Source organism: Anaeromyxobacter sp. Red801 (assembly GCF_049201065.2).
In the GTDB taxonomy this organism is placed as follows: Bacteria; Myxococcota; Myxococcia; order Myxococcales; family Anaeromyxobacteraceae; genus Anaeromyxobacter.
Genome location: NZ_CM181236.1, coordinates 3,024,990 through 3,043,771, shown reverse-complemented (window position 1 = coordinate 3,043,771; position 18,782 = coordinate 3,024,990). Strand labels below are relative to the sequence as shown.

Annotated in this window: 19 protein-coding genes and 1 pseudogene; 9 read left to right on the top strand and 11 right to left on the bottom strand. The window is 75.1% G+C overall.

Annotation, left to right across the window (positions count from 1 at the left end):
- Positions 1 to 140: 140 nt before the first annotated feature.
- A complete protein-coding gene (locus ACOQFB_RS14030) occupies positions 141 to 455 on the bottom strand; it encodes a hypothetical protein (RefSeq protein ID WP_059438848.1) in 315 nt (104 codons plus the stop codon).
- 96 nt (positions 456 to 551) lie between these two features.
- Between ACOQFB_RS14030 and ACOQFB_RS14025 the strand changes: the two genes are divergently transcribed.
- Positions 552 to 1,295: a sulfite exporter TauE/SafE family protein gene (locus tag ACOQFB_RS14025; RefSeq protein WP_421610585.1), complete on the top strand. Its 744-nt coding sequence runs from the start codon at positions 552 to 554 to the stop codon at positions 1,293 to 1,295.
- Between the two features lie 63 nt (positions 1,296 to 1,358).
- On the opposite strand, the gene ACOQFB_RS14020 is transcribed toward ACOQFB_RS14025, so the two are convergent.
- From ACOQFB_RS14020 to ACOQFB_RS13980, 9 genes and pseudogenes are all read right to left on the bottom strand, one after another.
- Positions 1,359 to 1,808, bottom strand: a complete 450-nt coding sequence (locus tag ACOQFB_RS14020) for a CBS domain-containing protein (protein WP_059438846.1) — start codon at positions 1,806 to 1,808, stop codon at positions 1,359 to 1,361.
- 2 nt (positions 1,809 to 1,810) lie between these two features.
- Positions 1,811 to 2,515 (bottom strand): ABC transporter ATP-binding protein, encoded by a 705-nt coding sequence (locus ACOQFB_RS14015; RefSeq protein WP_421610584.1) that lies wholly within the window; start codon positions 2,513 to 2,515, stop codon positions 1,811 to 1,813.
- Positions 2,515 to 3,234 carry an ABC transporter ATP-binding protein gene (locus ACOQFB_RS14010; RefSeq protein ID WP_059438844.1) on the bottom strand — a complete coding sequence of 240 codons (720 nt, stop codon included), beginning with the start codon at positions 3,232 to 3,234 and terminating at the stop codon, positions 2,515 to 2,517. The genes ACOQFB_RS14015 and ACOQFB_RS14010 overlap by 1 nt, the downstream gene beginning before the upstream one ends.
- Positions 3,235 to 3,353: 119 nt before the next feature.
- Positions 3,354 to 4,358: an ABC transporter permease subunit gene (locus ACOQFB_RS14005; RefSeq protein ID WP_494492253.1), complete on the bottom strand. Its 1,005-nt coding sequence runs from the start codon at positions 4,356 to 4,358 to the stop codon at positions 3,354 to 3,356.
- A gap of 4 nt (positions 4,359 to 4,362) precedes the next feature.
- Complete coding sequence (locus ACOQFB_RS14000) at positions 4,363 to 5,229, bottom strand: branched-chain amino acid ABC transporter permease (protein ID WP_059438842.1); 867 nt, start codon at positions 5,227 to 5,229, stop codon at positions 4,363 to 4,365.
- Between the two features lie 211 nt (positions 5,230 to 5,440).
- Positions 5,441 to 5,809: an ABC transporter substrate-binding protein gene (locus ACOQFB_RS13995; protein WP_494492584.1), complete on the bottom strand. Its 369-nt coding sequence runs from the start codon at positions 5,807 to 5,809 to the stop codon at positions 5,441 to 5,443.
- Between the two features lie 101 nt (positions 5,810 to 5,910).
- A pseudogene (locus ACOQFB_RS13990) lies at positions 5,911 to 6,573 on the bottom strand (ABC transporter substrate-binding protein); the annotation flags it as partial.
- A gap of 96 nt (positions 6,574 to 6,669) precedes the next feature.
- Positions 6,670 to 7,953 (bottom strand): hypothetical protein, encoded by a 1,284-nt coding sequence (locus ACOQFB_RS13985; RefSeq protein WP_421610583.1) that lies wholly within the window; start codon positions 7,951 to 7,953, stop codon positions 6,670 to 6,672.
- A gap of 201 nt (positions 7,954 to 8,154) precedes the next feature.
- On the bottom strand, positions 8,155 to 10,545 hold the full coding sequence (locus ACOQFB_RS13980; RefSeq protein WP_421610582.1) for an endonuclease MutS2: 2,391 nt from the start codon (positions 10,543 to 10,545) through the stop codon (positions 8,155 to 8,157).
- A 94-nt stretch (positions 10,546 to 10,639) separates the two neighbouring features.
- Between ACOQFB_RS13980 and ACOQFB_RS13975 the strand changes: the two genes are divergently transcribed.
- Complete coding sequence (locus ACOQFB_RS13975) at positions 10,640 to 11,542, top strand: tetratricopeptide repeat protein (protein WP_421610581.1); 903 nt, start codon at positions 10,640 to 10,642, stop codon at positions 11,540 to 11,542.
- A 5-nt stretch (positions 11,543 to 11,547) separates the two neighbouring features.
- Here ACOQFB_RS13975 and ACOQFB_RS13970 read toward each other — a convergent pair whose 3' ends face one another.
- On the bottom strand, positions 11,548 to 12,036 hold the full coding sequence (locus ACOQFB_RS13970; RefSeq protein ID WP_421610580.1) for a hypothetical protein: 489 nt from the start codon (positions 12,034 to 12,036) through the stop codon (positions 11,548 to 11,550).
- A 101-nt stretch (positions 12,037 to 12,137) separates the two neighbouring features.
- On the opposite strand from ACOQFB_RS13970, the gene ACOQFB_RS13965 reads away from it, so the two are divergent.
- The 7 genes from ACOQFB_RS13965 (at position 12,138) to ACOQFB_RS13935 (ending at position 18,728) form a co-directional block, all read left to right on the top strand.
- A complete protein-coding gene (locus tag ACOQFB_RS13965; RefSeq protein WP_421610579.1) occupies positions 12,138 to 12,416 on the top strand; it encodes a hypothetical protein in 279 nt (92 codons plus the stop codon).
- Between the two features lie 30 nt (positions 12,417 to 12,446).
- Positions 12,447 to 13,559 (top strand): glycosyltransferase family 4 protein, encoded by a 1,113-nt coding sequence (locus tag ACOQFB_RS13960; RefSeq protein ID WP_059438364.1) that lies wholly within the window; start codon positions 12,447 to 12,449, stop codon positions 13,557 to 13,559.
- A 7-nt stretch (positions 13,560 to 13,566) separates the two neighbouring features.
- Positions 13,567 to 14,409 (top strand): polysaccharide deacetylase family protein, encoded by an 843-nt coding sequence (locus tag ACOQFB_RS13955; protein ID WP_421610578.1) that lies wholly within the window; start codon positions 13,567 to 13,569, stop codon positions 14,407 to 14,409.
- A 3-nt stretch (positions 14,410 to 14,412) separates the two neighbouring features.
- Positions 14,413 to 15,402 carry a lysylphosphatidylglycerol synthase transmembrane domain-containing protein gene (locus ACOQFB_RS13950; protein WP_059438366.1) on the top strand — a complete coding sequence of 330 codons (990 nt, stop codon included), beginning with the start codon at positions 14,413 to 14,415 and terminating at the stop codon, positions 15,400 to 15,402.
- Positions 15,403 to 15,416: 14 nt separating this feature from the next.
- Positions 15,417 to 16,034, top strand: a complete 618-nt coding sequence (locus ACOQFB_RS13945) for an RNA polymerase sigma factor (protein ID WP_421610577.1) — start codon at positions 15,417 to 15,419, stop codon at positions 16,032 to 16,034.
- A gap of 4 nt (positions 16,035 to 16,038) precedes the next feature.
- The gene (locus ACOQFB_RS13940) at positions 16,039 to 16,869 is read left to right on the top strand and encodes a hypothetical protein (RefSeq protein WP_059438368.1); all 831 of its coding nucleotides are present in this window, start codon (positions 16,039 to 16,041) and stop codon (positions 16,867 to 16,869) included.
- A 119-nt stretch (positions 16,870 to 16,988) separates the two neighbouring features.
- Entirely contained in the window at positions 16,989 to 18,728 is a 1,740-nt protein-coding gene (locus ACOQFB_RS13935; RefSeq protein WP_421610576.1) for a caspase family protein, read from the top strand.
- Positions 18,729 to 18,782 lie beyond the last annotated feature (54 nt).

Below are 18,782 nucleotides of genomic sequence, written 5' to 3'. Positions count from 1 at the left end.
GGGCGGCTGCGCATCCTCCGCCCGCCCCTCGACAGGCTCGGGGCGAGCGGAAGGTCCGGATCCGCTCGCGGTGACCGGAACCTCGATCCGCTCGGGGTGAGCCCGTCGAACCCCGAGCGGAGGGATCGGGCGTGACGCCGTCAGGCCGGCGGCGTCCACTCGCCCCGGAGCGCGCGCAGGAACCGGCGCGCGCCCTCCAGGCCGCCCTCGCCGGGCCCCGCCGCGTGGGTGGGCGCGTCCCCGCGCGGCACCAGGCGGGCGCCGCCGTCCTCCTCGAACGCGACCGCCAGGCCGCGGGCGCCCAGGGCGCGGAAGAACGGCTCCCACCCGCACCGCCCGGCCGTCTCGCCGTGGCCGGCGAGGGCCGGCGCGCCGTCGCGCAGGGCAGGGGACAGGTGGGCGCGACCGGCCCGGTGCAGGATCTCGCCGTGATCGGCGGTGACGGTGGCGGGCATGCGGGTGACCTCCACCGACATCTCGCCGCAGCCGGCCGTCGCGCGCAACCCGCCGGTCGGGGTGCGGGCGCCCGCCCGGCGCGCTAATCACATCCGGTGACCATCGCCCAGGGCGTCCTCGTGACCGCCGCCTCCGCCGCCGCCGGCCTGGTGAACGCCGTCGCCGGCGGGGGCACGCTGCTCACCTTCCCCGCGCTGATGCTCGCCGGCCTCTCCCCGGTGACCGCGAACGCCACCAGCACGGTGGCGCTCTGGCCGGGTCAGATCTCCTCGGTGTGGGCCTACCGGCGCCACATCGACGAGGAGCGGCACCGCGCCATCGTGCTCGGGTTGCCGGCGCTGCTCGGGGGCGCGCTCGGCTCGGTGCTGCTGCTGGCGCTGCCGGAGAAGGCGTTCGCGGCGGTGGTGCCGTGGCTCATCCTGTTCGCCTGCGCGCTGCTCGCGCTCCAGGGGCCCATCCGCCGCGCGGTGGGGCACCAGGTCGCCGGGAACCACCCGGTGGCGCTCTGGATGATCCAGTTCCTCATCTCGGTGTACGGCGGCTACTTCGGCGCCGGGATCGGGATCCTGATGCTGGCGGCCATGGGCATCCTGCTGCCGTCCAGCCTGCAGCACGCGAACGCGCTCAAGGTGCTGTTCGCGCTGCTCACGAACGGCGTGGCCTGCGTGCTGTTCCTGGCGTGGGGGAAGGTGGACCCGCCGCTCGCCGCGCTCATGGCGGTCGCGTCGCTGGTGGGCGGCTGGGTGGGCGCGCACGTGGCGCAGCGCCTCCCGCCGGCGGGGATGAAGGCGTTCGCCATCGCGATCGGGCTGTTCGCGGCGGCGAAGTTCTTCTGGTAGCCGCGGCGCCCGGGCCCGCGCCCCGCGGGACGCGGCGGGCGGGCCTCGGGCCGCGGCGCCGGGCTACGGCCTCGCGCTCGCGGAGGCCGCGCCCGAGAAGTGGATGAGCGCCTCGAGCGCGTTGGTGGTGGTGAGCAGCCCCTCCAGGTCGCCCTGCGCGTTCACCACGATGACGCCGTTCAGCTTGCGGTCGTGGAGCAGGCGCGCGGCCTCGGCCAGCGGCGTGTCCGGGTGGACCGTGTGCGGCGCCGGGTTCATCGCGGCGCGGACCGGGGTCTTGGAGAGCAGGTAGTGCAGCTCCCACTGGTCGAGGGTGGTCGCCTTCGCCGGCATGTAGCCGAACAGCATCTTCTCCGTCACCAGCCCGACCAGGCGCCCCTGCCGCATCACCGGCAGCCGCCGGATGTTCTTCTCCTTGAGCAGGTGGATCGCCTCGATCACCGAGGCCTCGTCCTCGATGGTGATCGGGTTCTTCGTCATCCAGTCGCCGACCGTGAGCTTCGCGTCCGCCATGATCACATCCCCAGGAAGGCCTTCTTGACGTGGGCGTTGTCGAGCAGCTCCGCGCCCGTTCCGGAGAGTACCACCCGTCCCGTCTCCAGCACGTACGCGCGCGTGGAGATGCGGAGCGACTGGTAGACGTTCTGCTCCACCAGCAGGATCGTGGTCCCCTGGCGGTTGATCTCCTTGATGATCTCGAAGATGCTCTTCACCAGCAGCGGAGAAAGGCCCAGCGAGGGCTCGTCCAGCAGCAGCAGCTTCGGGTTGGCCATCAGGCCGCGCGCGATGGCGAGCATCTGCTGCTCGCCGCCGGACATGGTGCCGCCGAGCTGCTTCTGGCGCTCCTTGAGGCGCGGGAACAGCGTGAAGGCCCGCTCGATGTTGCGCTCGCGGTCCTTGCGCGTCGCCTTCACGAACGAGCCCATGCGCAGGTTCTCGACCACCGTCATCTCCGGGAAGATGCGGCGGCCCTCCGGCACCTGCACGACGCCCAGCTCCACCACCTCGTGCGAGGCCAGCTTGCGCAGGTCCTGGCCGAGGAAGGTGAGGTGGCCGTGGCCCGGCTTCACCAGGCGCGAGACGTTCTTGAGGATGGTGGACTTCCCGGCGCCGTTCGCGCCGACCACCGTGACGATCTCGCCCTGCTTCACCTCCAGGTCCACGTCCCAGAGGACCTTCAGGTCGCCGTAGGCGAAGGACAGCTTCTCGAGCTTCAGCATCACTCCACCTCCTCGCCCAGGTAGGCGGAGACCACGTCCTTGTTGTTCACGATCTCCTGCGGCGCGCCCTCGGCCAGCTTCTCGCCGGAGTTGAGGACCACGATGCGATCCGAGATGCGCATGATGGCCTTCATGTCGTGCTCGATGACCATCTGCGTGAGGCCGCCCTTCCGGAGCTCGAGGATGAGCTGGATGATCTCCTCGGACTCGGCCGGGTTGAGGCCGCCCATCACCTCGTCGAGCAGCAGCAGCTCGGGCTTGGTGGCGAGGACGCGGGCCACCTCGAGCTTCTTGCGCTCGCCGATGGGGAGCCCGCCGGCCAGGAAGTCCTCCTTGTGCTCGAGCTTGACGACGTGCAGCTGCTCCAGCGCCACCTGCCGCGCGACCTTCAGGCTGGTGGTGCGCGCCAGCGCCCCCACCATCACGTTGTCGAGCACCGTCATCTTCGCGAGCGGCCGCACCTTCTGCCAGGTGCGCACCATGCCCAGGTGGCACACCTGGTTCGGCTGCAGGCCGTTCATCCGCACGCCCTTGAACAGCACCTCGCCCTTGGACGGCGGGTAGAAGCCGGTGATGCAGTTGAACAGCGTGGTCTTGCCGGCGCCGTTCGGGCCGATGAGGCCCATGATCATCCCCTGCTCCATCGAGAAGGAGACGTCGGAGTTGGCGGCGAGGCCGCCGAAGAACTTGGAGACGTGCTTGATGTCGAGGATCGCCATGGCGGTCTCCGTCTCCTAGGCCTTGGCCGCGGCGGTGGGGGGGACGTCCTGCGGCCGGCGGCCCCAGCGCGCCGCGGCGCGCCGGATGACGCCGAGCACGCCCTCGGGCGCGAACAGGATCACGAGCACCACCGGATGCCGTACACGAGCAGGTGGGCGTTCGAGAGGTACCGCTCCACGAACGTCACGAAGCCGGAGTCGGCCGAGAGGACGCCGACCTGCACCAGGCCCTTCGGGTTGCGCAGGATCTCGGAGAGCGGCACCAGCACCACCGCGCCGATCACCGGGCCGACGATGGTCCCGATGCCGCCGATGATGCAGAGCAGGACGATCTGCACCGACACGTCCAGGCCGAACACGGTGTTCGGGTCGATGAACTTCACGAACATGGCGTAGAAGCCGCCGGCCAGCGCGGTGAACGCGGCCGAGATGGAGAGCGCCACGTTCTTGTAGAAGGACAGGTTGATGCCGAGCGAGTGCGCGGCGTCCTGGTCCTCCCGGATGGCCTGGAAGTAGTAGCCGAGCTTCGAGTGCTGGACGACCCAGTTGACCGCCACGGCCACGACCGCCAGGCCCAGGCCCACGAAGTAGAAGGGCCGCTTGCCGATGAACAGGATCTCCTCGCCGAAGAGGTTCATCGTCGGGATCTCGCCGAGCAGGAAGCCCTCGGCCCCGCGGGTGAAGTCCTTGAAGTACAGGGTGGCGAGCCGGATGATCTCGGCGACCGAGATCGAGGCGAGCACGAAGTAGGGCCCGCGCAGCCGGAAGGTGATGCTGCCGATCACGAGCGACAGCAGCACCGCCGCCGCCATGGCCGCCCACACGCCCCACCACGGCGCGATCTTGTTCACCTCGAGCAGCATCATGGTGACGTAGGCGCCCACGCCGAAGTACGCGGCGTGGCCCACCGAGTACTGCCCGGCGTAGCCGCCCACCACGTTCCAGGCCTGCCCCTGGATGACCGCCAGGAACAGCAGCACGCCCATGTGCAGCACGTAGGGCTTCTTGACGAACTGCGGGAAGATCGCGAGCGCGGCGACCACCGCCACGAACACGAGGAGGCCCACCACCGAGAAGCCGCGGGGGGCGCGCGAGGGGAGGGGAACCTGGAGTCGGGTGCGCATCGGATCAGGCCCTCGTCTTGCCGAGCAGGCCGGCGGGCTTGAAGAGGAGCAGGGCGAGGAACAGCACGAAGGTGACCAGCTCCTTCAGCCCGGACGCGATGTAGACGGCGGACAGCGACTCGGCCACGCCGATGATGATGCCGCCCAGCGTGGCGCCGACCACGCTGCCCATGCCGCCGAGCACCACGATCACGAACGCCTTCAGGGTGAAGGTGCTGCCCACCTGCGGGAAGATGTAGTAGGTCGGCGAGATGAGCGCGCCGGCGGTGCCGGCCAGCGCCGAGCCGATCCCGAACGCCAGCACCGACATGCGCCGCACGTTGATGCCCATGAGCTGGGCCGCGTCGCGGTCCTGCGCCGTGGCGCGGATCGCCTGGCCGGTGTCGGTCTTGAGCAGGAACCAGTAGAGCGCGCCGGTGATCGCCACCGTGATGAGGAACGCGTAGAGCAGCGGCTGCGAGATCGACAGGCCGGCCAGCTTGTAGCTGGAGGACGAGTAGGTGGTGGTCAGGATCCGGTAGTCGGAGGTGAAGATCAGCATCACCGTGTTCGACATGATCAGGCCGAGCCCGATGGTGAGCAGGATCTGGTTCTGCGGCAGCGCGCCGAGCACCCGGTTCACGAAGGACTTCTGCAGGAACGCGCCCCACAGGAACATCGCGGGCGCGACCAGCACGATCGACAGGAACGGGTCCAGGTGGAGCCCGGTGAAGGCGAGCCAGGCGAGGTACATGCCGAGCATGAGCAGCTCGCCGTGCGCGAAGTTCGTCACGCGCATCACGCCGAAGATCAACGTGAGCCCGATCCCGATGAGCGCGTAGACGCCGCCCACGAGCAGGCCGCTCAGCACCGACTGCAAGAACACGATCATCGAGGCTCCTCCGCTGGACGCTTCTGGCGCCCGCGCGCCGGCAGCGCGCCGTGCATCTCCGGCTCGACGGGGCCCGTCAGGGTACCCGAAGCCGAGTTGGGACTTCAACGATCGACGGTGCGCCGGGGCCGGAAAAAGAAGAGCCGGGGGGCGGTCGCGCCGCCCCCCGGCTCGTAGTGCCTTCACGCTGCGCGCGCGTCCGCGCGCGGTTCTACTTCCAGCCCGGGAACGGGTAGACGGCCTTCTTCTGCGCCGCCTCCTTCGGGTAGACGGTCTCCGACTTGCCGCCCTGGTACTGGATCACCGGCATGACGAGCTTGTTCTGGTTGGTGAAGCCCTCGTACGTCTCGAAGTCCACCTTGCCCATGATGCCGGTCCACGAGCCGTTCGCGAGCGCGTCGCGGATCTTCTTCCGGTCGCCGCCGTTCTTCGCGGCGGTCTCGCCGACGATCATCATGGCCGCGTAGGCGCAGGCCGCGTGGTAGGTCGGCTTCTTGCCGTACTTCGCCTTGTAGCGATCGGCGAACGCGGTGGCGGCCTTGGAGGACTCGGGCGTCCACTGGGTGACCGAGTAGACCAGGTTGGAGATGTCCTTCTCGCCCTCGAACTGCGCGGTGTCGAAGCCGGCGCCGCCGCCAGGAACGCCTGGGGCTTCAGGCCCACCTCGCGCGACTGCCGCATGAGCAGGATCGCGTCGGCGACGTAGGAGACCATGAAGACGAGGTCGGGGTTCTGCGCCTTGATCTTGGTGAGCGTGGAGCGGTAGTCGGGCGCGCCCTTCTGGTAGGCCTCGTCCGCCACCATCTTCAGGCCCTTCTTCTGCGCGTAGTCCTTGCCGGCGCTGGCGACCGACGCGCCGAAGTCGGTGGACTCGTAGATGAACGCGATCGACTTCGGCTTGCCGAACGCCAGCGCCGCGTCGATGAGCGACTGCGCGTACTGGTGCGCCGGGGCGTTCAGGCGGAACACCCAGTCGTAGCCCTGCTTGGTGATCTCCTCCTTCGCGGCGGCCGGCACGACCTGCGGCACCTTGTACTGCTGGGCCAGCTTCGCGACGGCGTTCGCGGTCGCGGAGGTGTACGGGCCGACCACGGCGGCGACCTCGTCGCCGGTGGCGAGCTGCTCCATGGCGCTCATCGCCACCTGCGGCTTGCCGGTGTCGTCCTGCTTCACCAGCGCCACGTTCACGCCCTGCTTCTTGAGATCCTCGACGGCCATGTCCACGCCGTTGGTGAGGTTCTCGCCGATGGGCGCCTCGGGGCCGGTGATGGAGTTGATGAAGCCGATCTTCACCTGCGCGCTGCCGGTGCCGGGCAGCGCGAGGGCGAGCGCCGCCACGGCCATCGCGAGCTTCTTCGTCATGATTCGCTCCTTGGTGAAGGGATGCGCCGAAAACACGAAGGGCGCCCGGGCGTCGCCCGGGCGCCCCTCGAGGAGAAGCTAGAACTTCAGCTGCGAGGAGACCGCGATCTGGGTCGCCTTCTGCTCGGGGTCGCCAGCGGCGGCCAGGTACTTGGTCGTCACCTGCATCGCCTCGACGCCGAACCGCCAGAACTTGCCGGCGTTCACGAGCACGCCACCGGCCAGCTGGCTGTTCTCGTAGCGGGTGGTCGCCTGGTTGGCCGGCGTGACGAAGGCGCGGAGGTCACCGTCGTCGGCCTTCGCCTGGCCGTAGCCGATGGTCAGCCAGAGCTGGGGCAGCGGCTTGATGATGCCCTGCGCCCAGAAGCCGTCCGACTTGACCTTCTGGTACGGGGCGGCGGTCTGCACGGCAGGGGAGCCGATGGTGTTGTACGTGTCGTCGGCGCCCTCGCCGGTGAAGTACTCGCCCTTCACCTGGAGGAACTGGGTCAGGTTGAGGTCGGCGTCCACGCCGAGCATCCAGCCGTCCACGTCCTTCTCGTCCGGCGTGCCGTACCCGTAGCGGCGGGTCTGCATGTGGTAGCCCACGCCGACCGTGCCGCTGATGTCCGGGGCCGCCTTGACGCTGACGGCGCCGCGGGCCTCGAAGTTCGGGGTGCGGGAGCGGTTGCCGAAGCCGTTGTCCACCGGGGTGCCGGCGTCGGCGGGCGACAGCATGGCGGCGGCGAGGCTCAGGCCCACCGCGTCGAACTGGCCGTTGTAGGACAGACGGATCTGCGGCGCGCGGCGCCACAGGTTGCCGGCCTGCCAGAACAGCGGGTCGGCGACCCACGCCAGCGACTCGGCGAACAGCGGGTTCACCAGGCCGTACTCCTGGCCGGCGAGGACCGCCCAGTTGCCGTACGGGGTCTTCCAGGTGGCGGTCATCGCCGCGAGGCGAAGCCGCATGACGCCGTTGTACCAGGCGGTGCTGGCCGTGGAGAGGTGGCCGGCCTTGAAGTCGAACTCGAGGACGCCGGTGAGCGCCGCGCCCGTCCAGTTCTCACCGGACGTCGCGAGGCGCATGCCGATGCGGGACTGGCGCGCGCTCATCAGGAACGCGCCGCCCTCGTTCGTGCCGGCCGCCGCCGCCTGGCCCGGGTAGTCCTTGTTCACGAGCGTGTTGCCGTCCCAGTACGCGTTGAGGAGCACGAAGCCGTACGGCGTGACCTTGATGGTCTCCTCGGCGGGCTTCGCGGCCGGGGCAGGCGCAGCCGCCGGGGCGGCCTCCGCAGGCTTTGCGGCCTCGGTCGCCTGAGCGAGCGTCGCCAGAGGCAGCGACAGGGCGAGGGCTGCCACGAACAGCTTCTTCAGAGCCTTCATGCAGTTCCTCCAGAAATCGGAGCGCGGGTGTGTCCGGACGAATCGAGTTGCAGCCCGGACGGGTGGGAATTTCCTACCACATCAGACAGACAGCCGAGCGCAGAATTGTTGTCCCGGTCGGCAAATCTTGCACCCGCGCAGGCACTGCGCGTTCGTGCCGCACTTCGTCAAGTGCCGGATTTTGCAGAAAGACGGCCCCCGCTAACGGCGGAGGGCGATCACCGTCACCGCATCGCCACCCTCGTGCCGGTCGCCGGCACGGAAGGCTCCCACGTAAGGGGATGCGGCAAGGTGATCGCGGAGCGCCTGCTTGAGCGCGCCGGTGCCGTGGCCGTGCAGCACCACGCACTCGGCTTCACCGTCGGAGTACATGCGGTCGAGGAAGCGATCGACCTCGCGCAGCAGCTCCTCCACGCGCAGGCCGCGCGCGTCGAGGCGGCGCTCGGCGCTCACCGGCGCGTCCGGCCGCGCCGCGCTCGCCGCCGCGAGCTTCTCGCCGCGCGTGCGCGCCAGCCCCGCGTCGCGCGCCTTGCCGGCGAGCGCGAGCAGGTCCTTCACCGGCCGGCGGATCTTGAGCGGCCCGGCCCGCACCAGCGCGTCCTTGCCGTCCACCTCCACCACCTCGCCCTCCTGCCCGAGCGACAGGATCCGCACGCGCGCGCCCGGCTTCAGCTCGCCGCCGGGCAGCGCCTCCGGGCCCGCCTCGGCGCGGGCGCGCGTCGCCTCGGCGGCCTGCGAGACGGTGGCGTGCCACGCGTCGAGCCGCGCCTTCGACTCGGCCGCCTTCTTCACGCTCGGCCGGGCCTGCAGCTCGGCCATGAGGTCGGCCACCTCGGCGCGCGCCGCCTCGAGCTCCTCGGCCAGGGCCGCGCCCATGCGCGCGCCCGCGTCGCGCTCCGCCCGGCGCGCCGCCTCCTCGGCCGCCCGCGCGCGCTCCTCGGCCTTGCGGGCCGCCTCGCGCGCCTCCTCCGCGCCGCGCCGCTCGGCCGCGAGCCGGCCGCGCTCCTCGTCGAGCGCGCGGAGCGCCTCGCCCAGCGCGCCGCCCTGGCCGTGCCGCGCCGCGCGCGCCCGCTCCACCACCGCGGCCGGCAGCCCGACCCGCGCCGCGACCTCGATGGCCGACGAGCTGCCCGGCGCGCCGAGGTGCACCTGGTACGTCGGCACCAGCCGCTCCGCGTCGAAGCCGACGCGGGCGTTGCCGTAGCGCGCGTCGGTGAGCGCGAGCGCCTTCAGCTCGTCGAGGTGGGTGGTGACGAGCACGGTGGCCCCGCGCTCCACCAGCGCCTCCAGGATCGCCGCGGCGAGCGCGGCGCCCTCGCGCGGATCGGTGTCGGCGGCGATCTCGTCCACCAGGATGAGCGAGCCCGGCACCGCGCCGGCCAGCATGTCCTTCACCGCGGCGAGGTGCGCGGTGAACGTGGACAGGTCCTTGGTGAGGTCGCCGCGCTCGTCCACCGCCGCCTTCACCTCCAGGTAGAACGGGAGGCGCGAGCCCTCCGCGGCGGCCACCGGCAGGCCGGCCCGCAGCATGAGCGCGGAGAGGCCCACCGCGGTGATGGCCACCGTCTTCCCGCCGCCGTTCGGGCCGGAGACGATGAGCGCGCGCTGCGGGGGCGAGAGGCGCACGTGGCTCGCCACCACCTTCTTGGCCTGCAGCACGAGCAGGGGGTGGCGGAGCGAGAGCAGCTCGAAGCCGGCCGGCTCCGGGCCCACCTCGGGCGCGTGCGCGTCGAGGTCCGAGGCGAGCCGCGCCTCCGCCTCGAGCAGGTCGAGGCCGGCCAGCAGCTGGAGGTCGCGCGCCAGCGCGCCGGCGCCGGCGGTGAGCGCCTGCGACAGCTCGCGCAGGATGCGCTGCTCCTCCTCGGCCGCCATGGCGTTCGCGATGGACAGCTCGTTGCCGAGCTCCACCATCGAGTCCGGCTCCACGAACAGCGTCTGGCCCGACTGCGAGGCGTTGTGGACGATGCCCGGGACCTGCCCGCGCGCGCTCGCCAGCACCGGGAGCACGTAGCGGTCGTTGCGGATGGTGAAGTACCGGTCGCGCAGGTGGCGCTGCATGTCGCCGTCGTCGAGCAGCGCCTCGACCTGGGCCTTGAGCGCGCGGTGCAGCCCGCGGGCGCGCTCCCGCGCCGCGGCCAGCGCCGGGCTGGCCCGGTCGGAGATGGAGCCGTCCGGCTCGATGGCGCGCTCGATGCGATCCGCCACCGCCGCGGTCGGGGAGAGCGCCCCGGCGAGCGCCCACAGGCGCGGGAGCTCGGCCGCGCGCGGCTCCAGGGTGGCCCGGGTGCGGGCGGCGGCGCGGGCGAGCCCGGCGCACTCGCGGAGCGCGAGCGGTTCGAGCACCCCGCCCTTGGCGGCGCGCTCGAGGTGTGGCTCCACGTCCGCGACGCCGCCGAGCGGCAGCGAGGTGCCCGCCTCCGACAGGGCGCGCGCCTCGCCCACCCGCGCCAGCGCCTCGCGCACCGCGGGCGCGTCGGGCAGGAAGGGGAGGGCCGCCGCCTGGCGGCGGCCGGCGGGCAGCCGGCAGCGGCCCGCCAGCGCCTCCAGGATCCGGGGCCAGCCCAGCTCGATCAGCGTGTCTTCCGCGCGCATGCGGGCCGTGAACTACCGCGCCTGGCGGCGGCGCGCCAGGGCCGGCGCGCGCCGGGGGAAGGGGCGAGCGGTCCCCGGGGTTATCATGCCCGTGATGCGCACCCTCCCGCTCCTGGTCCTCGCCGCCGCTGCCGCCACGGCCGCCGCAGGTTGCACCCCCCGCGCCCACACCTTCTCGCGCCCGCCCACCACCGCGGCCCCGAAGGCGCAGGCGGCCCCGGCGGCGACCACCCCGGCCGCCGCCCCCGCGGCGTCCCCCGCGCAGCCGGCCCCGGCCGGCGCGCCCGCCGCCGCGGCCACCCCGCCGGCCCCGGCGCCCGCGGCCGAGCCCGGCGGCCGCCGCCCGCGCACCGAGGTGCTGGTGGCCCGCGCCGAGGCGCTCCGCGGCGACGGCGACCTGGAGGGCGCGCGCGAGATCCTCGAGGCCGCCTTCGCGCTCGCGCCCGCGTCCGGCGAGGCGCGCCTCGCGCTCGCCGACCTGCTGGTCGCGGACGGCCGCGAGCTGGACCGCGCCGCGACGCTCATCGCCGGCGCCCCCGAGGCGGCCGCGGTCCCGCGGCGCCGGGTGCTGGCCGGGCGCCTCGCCGAGCTGCGCGGCGACGACGCGGCGGCGGTGACCGAGTACGCGGCCGCGCTCGAGCTCGGCGCCGACCCCGAGGTCCGGGTGCGGCGCGCGCTCGCGCTGGAGCGGCTCGGGCGCGGCGACGAGGCGCTGCTGGAGCTGCACCGCGCCAGCCGCGAGCGGCCCGGCGACGCGCTGGTGCGCGCCCGCCTCGCCGAGCGGTACGAGGCGGCGGGGCTGCTGCCCGCGGCCGAGGCGGAGCTGGTGGCGGCGGCGGAGGCCGCGCCGGACCGCGCCGCCGGCTGGGACCGGCTGGCCCGCTTCTACGCGCGCACGCACCGCGAGGACAAGGCGCGCGCCGCCGAGGCGAAGGCCCGGGCCGCGTCCGGCACGCGCGAGCGCGTGCTGCGGCCGCTGCTGCCGTCCAGCCGCTGAGCGGGCTACGCCGGGGGCACGCCATCCGGCCGCCCGGCCCCGCCCTCCGGCTCCGCCGGCGCGGGCCGGCCCAGCGCCCGATCGAGCACCCAGGCCACGGCCCACGCGCGGGGGATCCCCGCGGCCAGGCTGCCGAGCGCCACGCCCCAGGGCGGGGACAGGTAGATCAGCATGAGCAGGCCCCCGGACAGCACCCAGAACGCGGTGAGCACCCAGGCGAGCGCGCGCCGGCGCCTCGGCGCGTCCTCCAGCGCGACCGCCATGAGCGCCGCGATGGCTCCGTTCACCGCCGAGGCGGCCACCGAGACGGTGACGAGGATGGCGGTGCGATCCAACGCCAGGAGATCCCTGAAGAGCTCGGCCGCGTGGTCGAGGAGGAGGTAGGGCGGGGCGACCGCGTGGACCTGCGCGGCGGCCGCGTCGCACGCGAGGTGGACGGCGCCCGCGAGGGCCGCCAGGGTGAGGCCGTGGGCGCGTCGGGGTGGGCCGGGCATCTCGCCGTGTGTAGCAGGTCGGCGCCGCCCCTCGCCACCGCCCGAGGTCGCCTGGCCGTCCGCGGGAGCGGTGTCTAGATTCGTCGCGGAGGACGGAACCCGTGCCGGATCCCGCTGCCCAGCCCGCTCGCCGCCACCTGCGCCTCGCCCCCGCCCCCGGCCCCCGCGGCAGCCCCGAGGGCCGGCTCGCGCTGCTCGCGCGCACGCTCGTCGCCGCGGTGGCGCTCGTCCTCGTCACCGCGCGCGCCTGGCTCGCCGCCGCGCTCGCGCTCTTCCCGCTGCTCTGGCGGCGCGCGCCCCTCGGCCGGCGGCTCACCCCGCTGGCGCGGCGCGAGGCGCGGGTGATCCCGTTCCAGCGCCGCCAGGCGATGCCCCGCTGACGGCGCCCCTCCGCCGGAGGGAGGTGCCCCGTGAAGATCGGCGTCGTCACCGAGTACTACTACCCGAGCGTCGGGGGCATCCAGGAGCACGTCCACCACTTCGCCCGCGAGGCGAGGCGGCTCGGGCACACGGTCCGGATCGTCACCTCGGCCATGCCGGACCTGGGCGCCGAGGCGGGCGCGCCCCAGCCCGACGTGATCCGCCTGGGCCGCAGCCTGCCCGCGTACACCAACGGCGGCTTCGGCCGGGTCACCGGCGGCCTCGGCATCCGCGGCGCGGTGCGCGAGGTGCTCGCCCGCGAGCGCTTCGACGTGGTCCACGTGCACGCGCCGCTCACCCCGGTGCTGCCGCTGCTGGCCATCCACCACGCCACCGGGCCGCTCGTCGGCACGTTCCACACCAACTTCCGGCCCGGCCTGCTGTTCCGCATGATGCGCGGGCCGCTGCAGCGCTACCTCGACCGGCTCGACGCGGCGGTGGCGGTCTCGCAGGCCTGCCTGGGCGCGTTCCGCGACCGGCTGCACGCCGACTTCCGCATCATCCCGAACGGCGTGGACACCGACCGCTTCGCGCGCGGGCGCCGCATCCGCCGCTACGACGACGGCAAGCTGAACGTGCTGTTCGTGGGCCGGCTCGAGCCGCGCAACGGCCTCGACCGGCTGCTCGCGTCGTTCCACCGCGCCTGGCGCCAGGTGGGGGCGCGGCTGCTGGTTCTCGGCGACGGCCCGCTCCTGCCGCGCTATCGTGCCATGGTGCCGCGCGAGCTGCGTGAGGACGTGGTGTTTGCCGGCCGGGTGCTGGACGAGCGCCCGGACTGGTACGCGACGGCCGACGTCTACTGCGCGCCCACGCGGCTGGCGAGCTTCGGGGTGACGCTGCTCGAGGCCATGGCGGCGGGCAAGCCGGTGCTGGCCGCGGACATCGACGGCTTCCGGGAGGTGATGCAGCACGGCCGGGAGGGCGAGCTGCTCTCCGGCGACGACCCCGCCGCGTGGGCGCGGGCGCTGGTGCGCATCGCGCGCGAGCCGGCCCGCGCGCAGGCGTACGGCGAGCACGGCCGCCTCACCGCCCAGCGCTACGCGTGGCCCTCGGTGACGCGCGAGGTGCTCGGGCTGTACCGCTCCATCGGCGTGCGGGGCTGAGGCGCGCGTGCCGGCCCGCAAGCGGCTCGCGGTGGCGCTGGCGGTGCTCGGGGGCGTGGCGCTGCTCGGCCTGGCGGCGCGGCTCGCGCTCGAGGGCCGGCCCGGTCCCGGCGCGGCGCTCGGGCTCGCCACCGTCGCCGCCGCGCTCGCCGTGCTCCAGGCGCTCTGGGTGCCGTTCGACCTCACCGGCCGGAGCCTGCGGCGCGGGCCCGCCGGCGCGCGGTCGGTGGCGCTCACCTTCGACGACGGCCCCTCCGACGACACGCCGGCGGTGCTCGACGCGCTCGATCGCGCCGGCGTGCGGGCCACGTTCTTCGTGCTGGGCGAGGCCGCGCGCCGCGCGCCGGAGCGGGTGCGGGAGGTCGCGCGCCGCGGGCACCTGGTGGCCCTGCACGGCGACACGCACGCGAAGCTGCTCCTCGCCGGGCCGCGGCGGGTGGCGGCCGAGCTGGATCGCTGCGCCGGGGCCATCCGCGCCGCCGGGGTCGAGCCCGCGCCGCTGTTCCGCGCGCCGCACGGCTTCCGCGGGCCGTTCCTCGGGCCGGCGCTGCGCCGGCGCGGCCTCACGCTGGTGGGCTGGACGCGCGGCGTGTTCGACACCGAGCGGCCCGGCGCCGAGGTCATCGCGGCGCGGGCGAGCCGCCGCATGCGGGCGGGCGAGATCCTGCTCCTGCACGACGGCTGCGCCACGCCCGGCCTCGACCCGCGGCGCGACCAGACCGCCGCGGCGGTGCCGGAGATCGTCCGCCGCTGGCGCGAGGCCGGCTACGCGTTCGTCACGCTGGACGCGTTCGCCGCGGCGCGGGCGGCCGCGGGCGGGGCGGGTGCCGCCGCGCGGGGGGGCGCGTAGCGGATGGGCGACCGGCTCGCGGGCCTGCGGTCCCTCGCGCCGGCGCGACCCGGGAGCCGGACCGCGCTCCACCTGGCCGGCCTGGCGGTGGTCGCCGGGCTGGCGGTGCTGGCGGCGCGCCACGTGGACCTGCGCGAGGTCGCCGGCGTCGTGGCCGGCGCCGACCCGCTGCTCCTGCTCGCCGCGGGCGGCGCGAACCTGCTCTCGCTCGCGCTGCACAGCGCGCGCTGGGCCTCGGTGGTGCGCGGCCCCGCGCTGCGGGTGCGCTTCCGCGACGCGTTCTCGGCGGTGGTGGCCGGCTTCGCGCTCTCGCTCGTGATCCCGGCCCGGGCCGGCGACGTGGCCCGCGCCATGCTGCTCTCGCGCCGGTCGGGCGTGCCGGTGGCGTCGCTCCTCACCGCAGCGGCGCTCGACTACGTGGTCGGCGCGGCCACGCTGGTGCCGCTCCTCGCCGCGCTGGCGCTGCTCGGGCCGCTGCCGGGCTGGGCGCGCCAGGTGCTGCTCGTGTTCGCCGCGGTGGCCGTGGCCGGCGTGCTCCTGGCGCGGCTGCTCCGGCCTCCGCGCGGGCGCGCGCCGGAGCGCGGCGGCGGGGCGGGCCTGCTGGTGCGCCTGCGCGCGGGGCTCGCGGCGGCGCACGATCCGCGCGCGCTCGCCGCGTCCTTCGCGTGGGGGCTCGCCGGGTGGGCGGCCGAGGTGCTCATCGCGCTGCTCGCGCTGGTGGCGGTGGGGCTGCCCCCCTCGCTGTTCGCGGCGGGGCTGGCGGTGGTGGCGTCCACCGCGGCCAACGTGGTGGCGGTGTCGCCCGGGAACGCCGGGCCGTTCGAGGCGGCGGTGGTGCTCGCGCTGGCGGGGGCGGGCGCCTCGCGCGAGGCCGCGCTGGCGTTCGCGCTGCTGTACCACCTCGCGCACCTCGTGCCGGTGGGCGTGGTGGGCGGCGCGGTGCTGCTGCGGGAGGCGCGCGCGGCGGGACGGGACGCTCCGACTGGTCCGTAGTACCCTCCGCGCCCGTGACGGCGCACGGCAAGGCCGAGGGCGGGGAGGACGCGGGGGCGGCGGACGCCGCCGACGTGGCGGCCGCCCTGCGCGGCGACCGCGCCGCCCAGCGCGCGCTCTACGACCGGCACCGGCCGGCGGTGCACCGGCTGGCGCGCGGCTTCCCGGCGCTCGACGCCGACGACGCCGAGGACGTGGTGCAGGACGCGTTCGTCCGCGCCTTCGCGAGCCTGGCGCGGCTGGAGCAGCCGGCGCGCTTCGGCGGCTGGCTGCTCACCATCGCCCGCAACCGGGCCATCACCCGCATCGCCCGCGGCCGGGCGCGGAGCCAGCTCGCCGAGGACCTGGGGCGCGAGGCGGAGGCGCTGGGCACGGCGGAGGCCGAGGCCCCGGATCCGGAGGCCGGCGCCGAGCTGGAGCTGGTCCGCCGGGTGGTGGACGAGCTGCCGGAGGGGCCCGAGAAGGAGACGGTCCGGCTCTTCTACCTGGAGGGCCAGCTCACCGCGCGCGAGATCGCGGCCCGCCTGGGCGTCGGCAAGAGCGCGATCACCATGCGGCTCGAGCGGTTCCGGGCGAAGGTGAAGCGCCGGCTGCTGGCCGAGGTGGCCAGGCTGCGGGGTGAGGAGTCCTAGGCACGTGGCCCACCTGACCGAACCCGTCTACGCGCAGCTGATCCGGGGCGAGCTTCCCCCGGACGAGGCGGCCGCCTGGGCGCGCCACCTCGCGACCGGCTGCGACGCCTGCGAGGCGTTCCTCGCCGCCCGGCCGGAGCCGGACGCGCTCGACGCCCGCGCCGACCGGGCCCTGGCGGCGCTCGGCCCGCCCGGCGCGCCCGGGAACGATCTCGAGTACCGCCGCATCGAGCAGCGGCTCGCCGCCGAGGCCCGGGGCGCCGGGCGCCTCCGCCTCCCGCGCCCGGCGCTCGCGGTGGCGGCGGGCGTGGTCGCCGCCGGGCTGGCCGGGCTGTGGCTCGCGAGCCGGGCGCCGGAGCGGCCGGGCCGGCCGGAGTGGACCGGCGAGAAGGGCATGGGCGCGGCGCCCGCCGCGGTCCCGGTGCGGCTGCGCTTCCTCGTGATCGCCGGCGGCGCCGGCGCGCCGTCGGTGGAGAAGGGCGTCTCCGGGCAGGCGGTGCCCGCCGCGGCCAGCCTGCAGTTCGAGGTGGAGCTGGGGCGCGCCGCGCAGGTGGCGCTGGCGCGCGCGGCGCCGGGGCGCTTGCCGGAGGTGTTCTTCCGCGCGTCGCTGCCCGCGGGGCGCACCGTGGTCGCGGTGGAGGGCCGGCCGGCGGCGTACCCGCTCGCGGACCTCTCCGGCCCGCAGCGCTTCGTGGCGATCGCGAGCTCCGCCCCCCTCGACGAGGCCGCGGCCGCGCGCGCCGCCGGGCAGGTGGCGGGCGGTGCGCGGATGGAGCCGATCGCCCCCGGCCTGGAGGGGCTTTCGGTGGACGCGGTGGACGTCACGGTGCAATAGGAGGGGCTGCGCCGGCGCGAGGGGTCGCGCCGGGACGGGGGCCACGGGGCGGCTCCCTCGACCGGAGCAACGGCCGGCGGCGGCCGAGGGAACCGCCGCCGGCGAGACGAAGGAGCCCGATGTTCGCGCCGTCCCCCAGCCCGCCACGGCCCGCGGCCGCGCCCCCGCGCGCGCGCCGCGCCTGCGTGCTGCTCGCCGCGCTCGCCTGCCTCGCCCCGGCCGCCGTCCGCGCGGAGCCCCCTGCCGCGCCCGCGCCGCCGCCCGCCGGGGACCCCGGGGCGCCGGCGGAGAAGGGCGGGCTCGTCCCGCTCGACCTGCCCCGCGCGACCGTGGCGGCGGCGCACGCGCCGAAGCGGATCGCGCTGCTCCTCGGCGTGCAGCGCTTCGACGACGCGAGCTGGCGGCCGCTGCGGTACCCGGACGCCGACGCGCGCGCGCTCGGCGAGGCGCTGCGGGATCCGGGCGGGTTCGACGAGGTGCGGGTGCTCACCGGCGCCACGCGCGCCGAGGTGCGCGACGCGCTCCGGGCGCTCGCCTCGTCCGATCGCGACGAGCGCGACACGGTGGTCGTCTACGTCTCCTCGCACGGCACGCTCGCGCGCGACGCGGCCGGCCAGCTCCGCCGCTACCTGGTGGTGCGCGACACGCGCCTCGACGACGTGCCCGGCACCGCGCTCGCCATGGACGAGCTGAACGCCGAGTTCGACCGGCTCCGCTCGCGCCGCAAGGTGCTGGTGCTCGCCACCTGCCACTCCGGCGGCGGCAAGTCGCTCCTGCCGGAGGAGGTCCGCCGCGAGCTCGAGGCCACCAAGGCCGGCTTCCTGGTGCGCCCCATCGAGGAGGTCTCGCGCGCGAGCACGGTGCTCGCCGCCAGCGACTGGGGCGAGACGGCCCGCGAGGACGAGCGGCTCGGGCACGACATCTACACGTACTTCCTGGTCGAGGCGCTCCGCTCCGGCGCCGACCGCAACGGCGACGGCGCGGTGACCGCCTCGGAGGCGCACGACTACGCGCGCCGCCGGACCTACGCCTACACCGCCGGCCGGCAGCGGCCCAGCGCCGAGTCCACCGAGGTGGGCGCCGATCCCATCGTGCTGGTGGGACGGGTGGAGCGGAAGGGGAAGCCGGAGCTGTACAGCTACGCCACGCGGCTCGACGGGTTCACGGTGAGCGTGGACGGGCGGCCGCTGGCGGAGCTGCCGGGCGGGGTGGTCCTCGAGCCCGGCCGCAGCCGCGTGCAGCTCGCGAAGGGCGGCGGGCCGGCGCTCCTCGATCGCACCGTCTCGCTCGATCCGGGCGAGCGGGTGGACGTGGTGACGCTGCTGGAGCGGGCGCAGGGGCGCTGGGAGGCGGCGCCGAGGGTGGCGCTGCTCGCGTTCCTGGACGCGCGCAGCCGGCGCGAGGTGCTCGGGCCGGTCCCCGGCTTCGGCGCCGCGTTCACCGCGCGCGGCTGGCCGGCGCCCTCGCTCTCGCTCCGGCTCGACCTCGTCACCTCCTTCGGGCGCTCGCGCATCCGGCAGGACGGGGCCGAGGCCACCTTCGACTACACCGCGCTGGCGGCCGGCGTGGGCGTCCCGTGGCGCTTCGAGCCGGCGGCGCTCCGCGGCGCCGCGCTCCTCGCCGGCCCGCGCCTCTCGCTGCTCTGGCTCGACCGGCGCTTCGACCTCGCGCTCGCGCCGCCCGCGCAGCGCGTCCTGACGTTCACCCCCGGGCTGCTGCTCGGGGCCGCCGTGCCGCTGGGGCGCGGCTTCACCGCGGGCGCGGAGCTGCACCTGGACTGGCTGCTCCTCCGCGTCGACGGCGAGAACCGCTCCACCGGCCTGGCCGAGCTGCTGGTGGGCGCGGGGTACCGCTTCTGATGGGCGCGTGGCCGGCAGCCCGGACCCCGGGGTCCGACGGACGGAGGTTCCGCC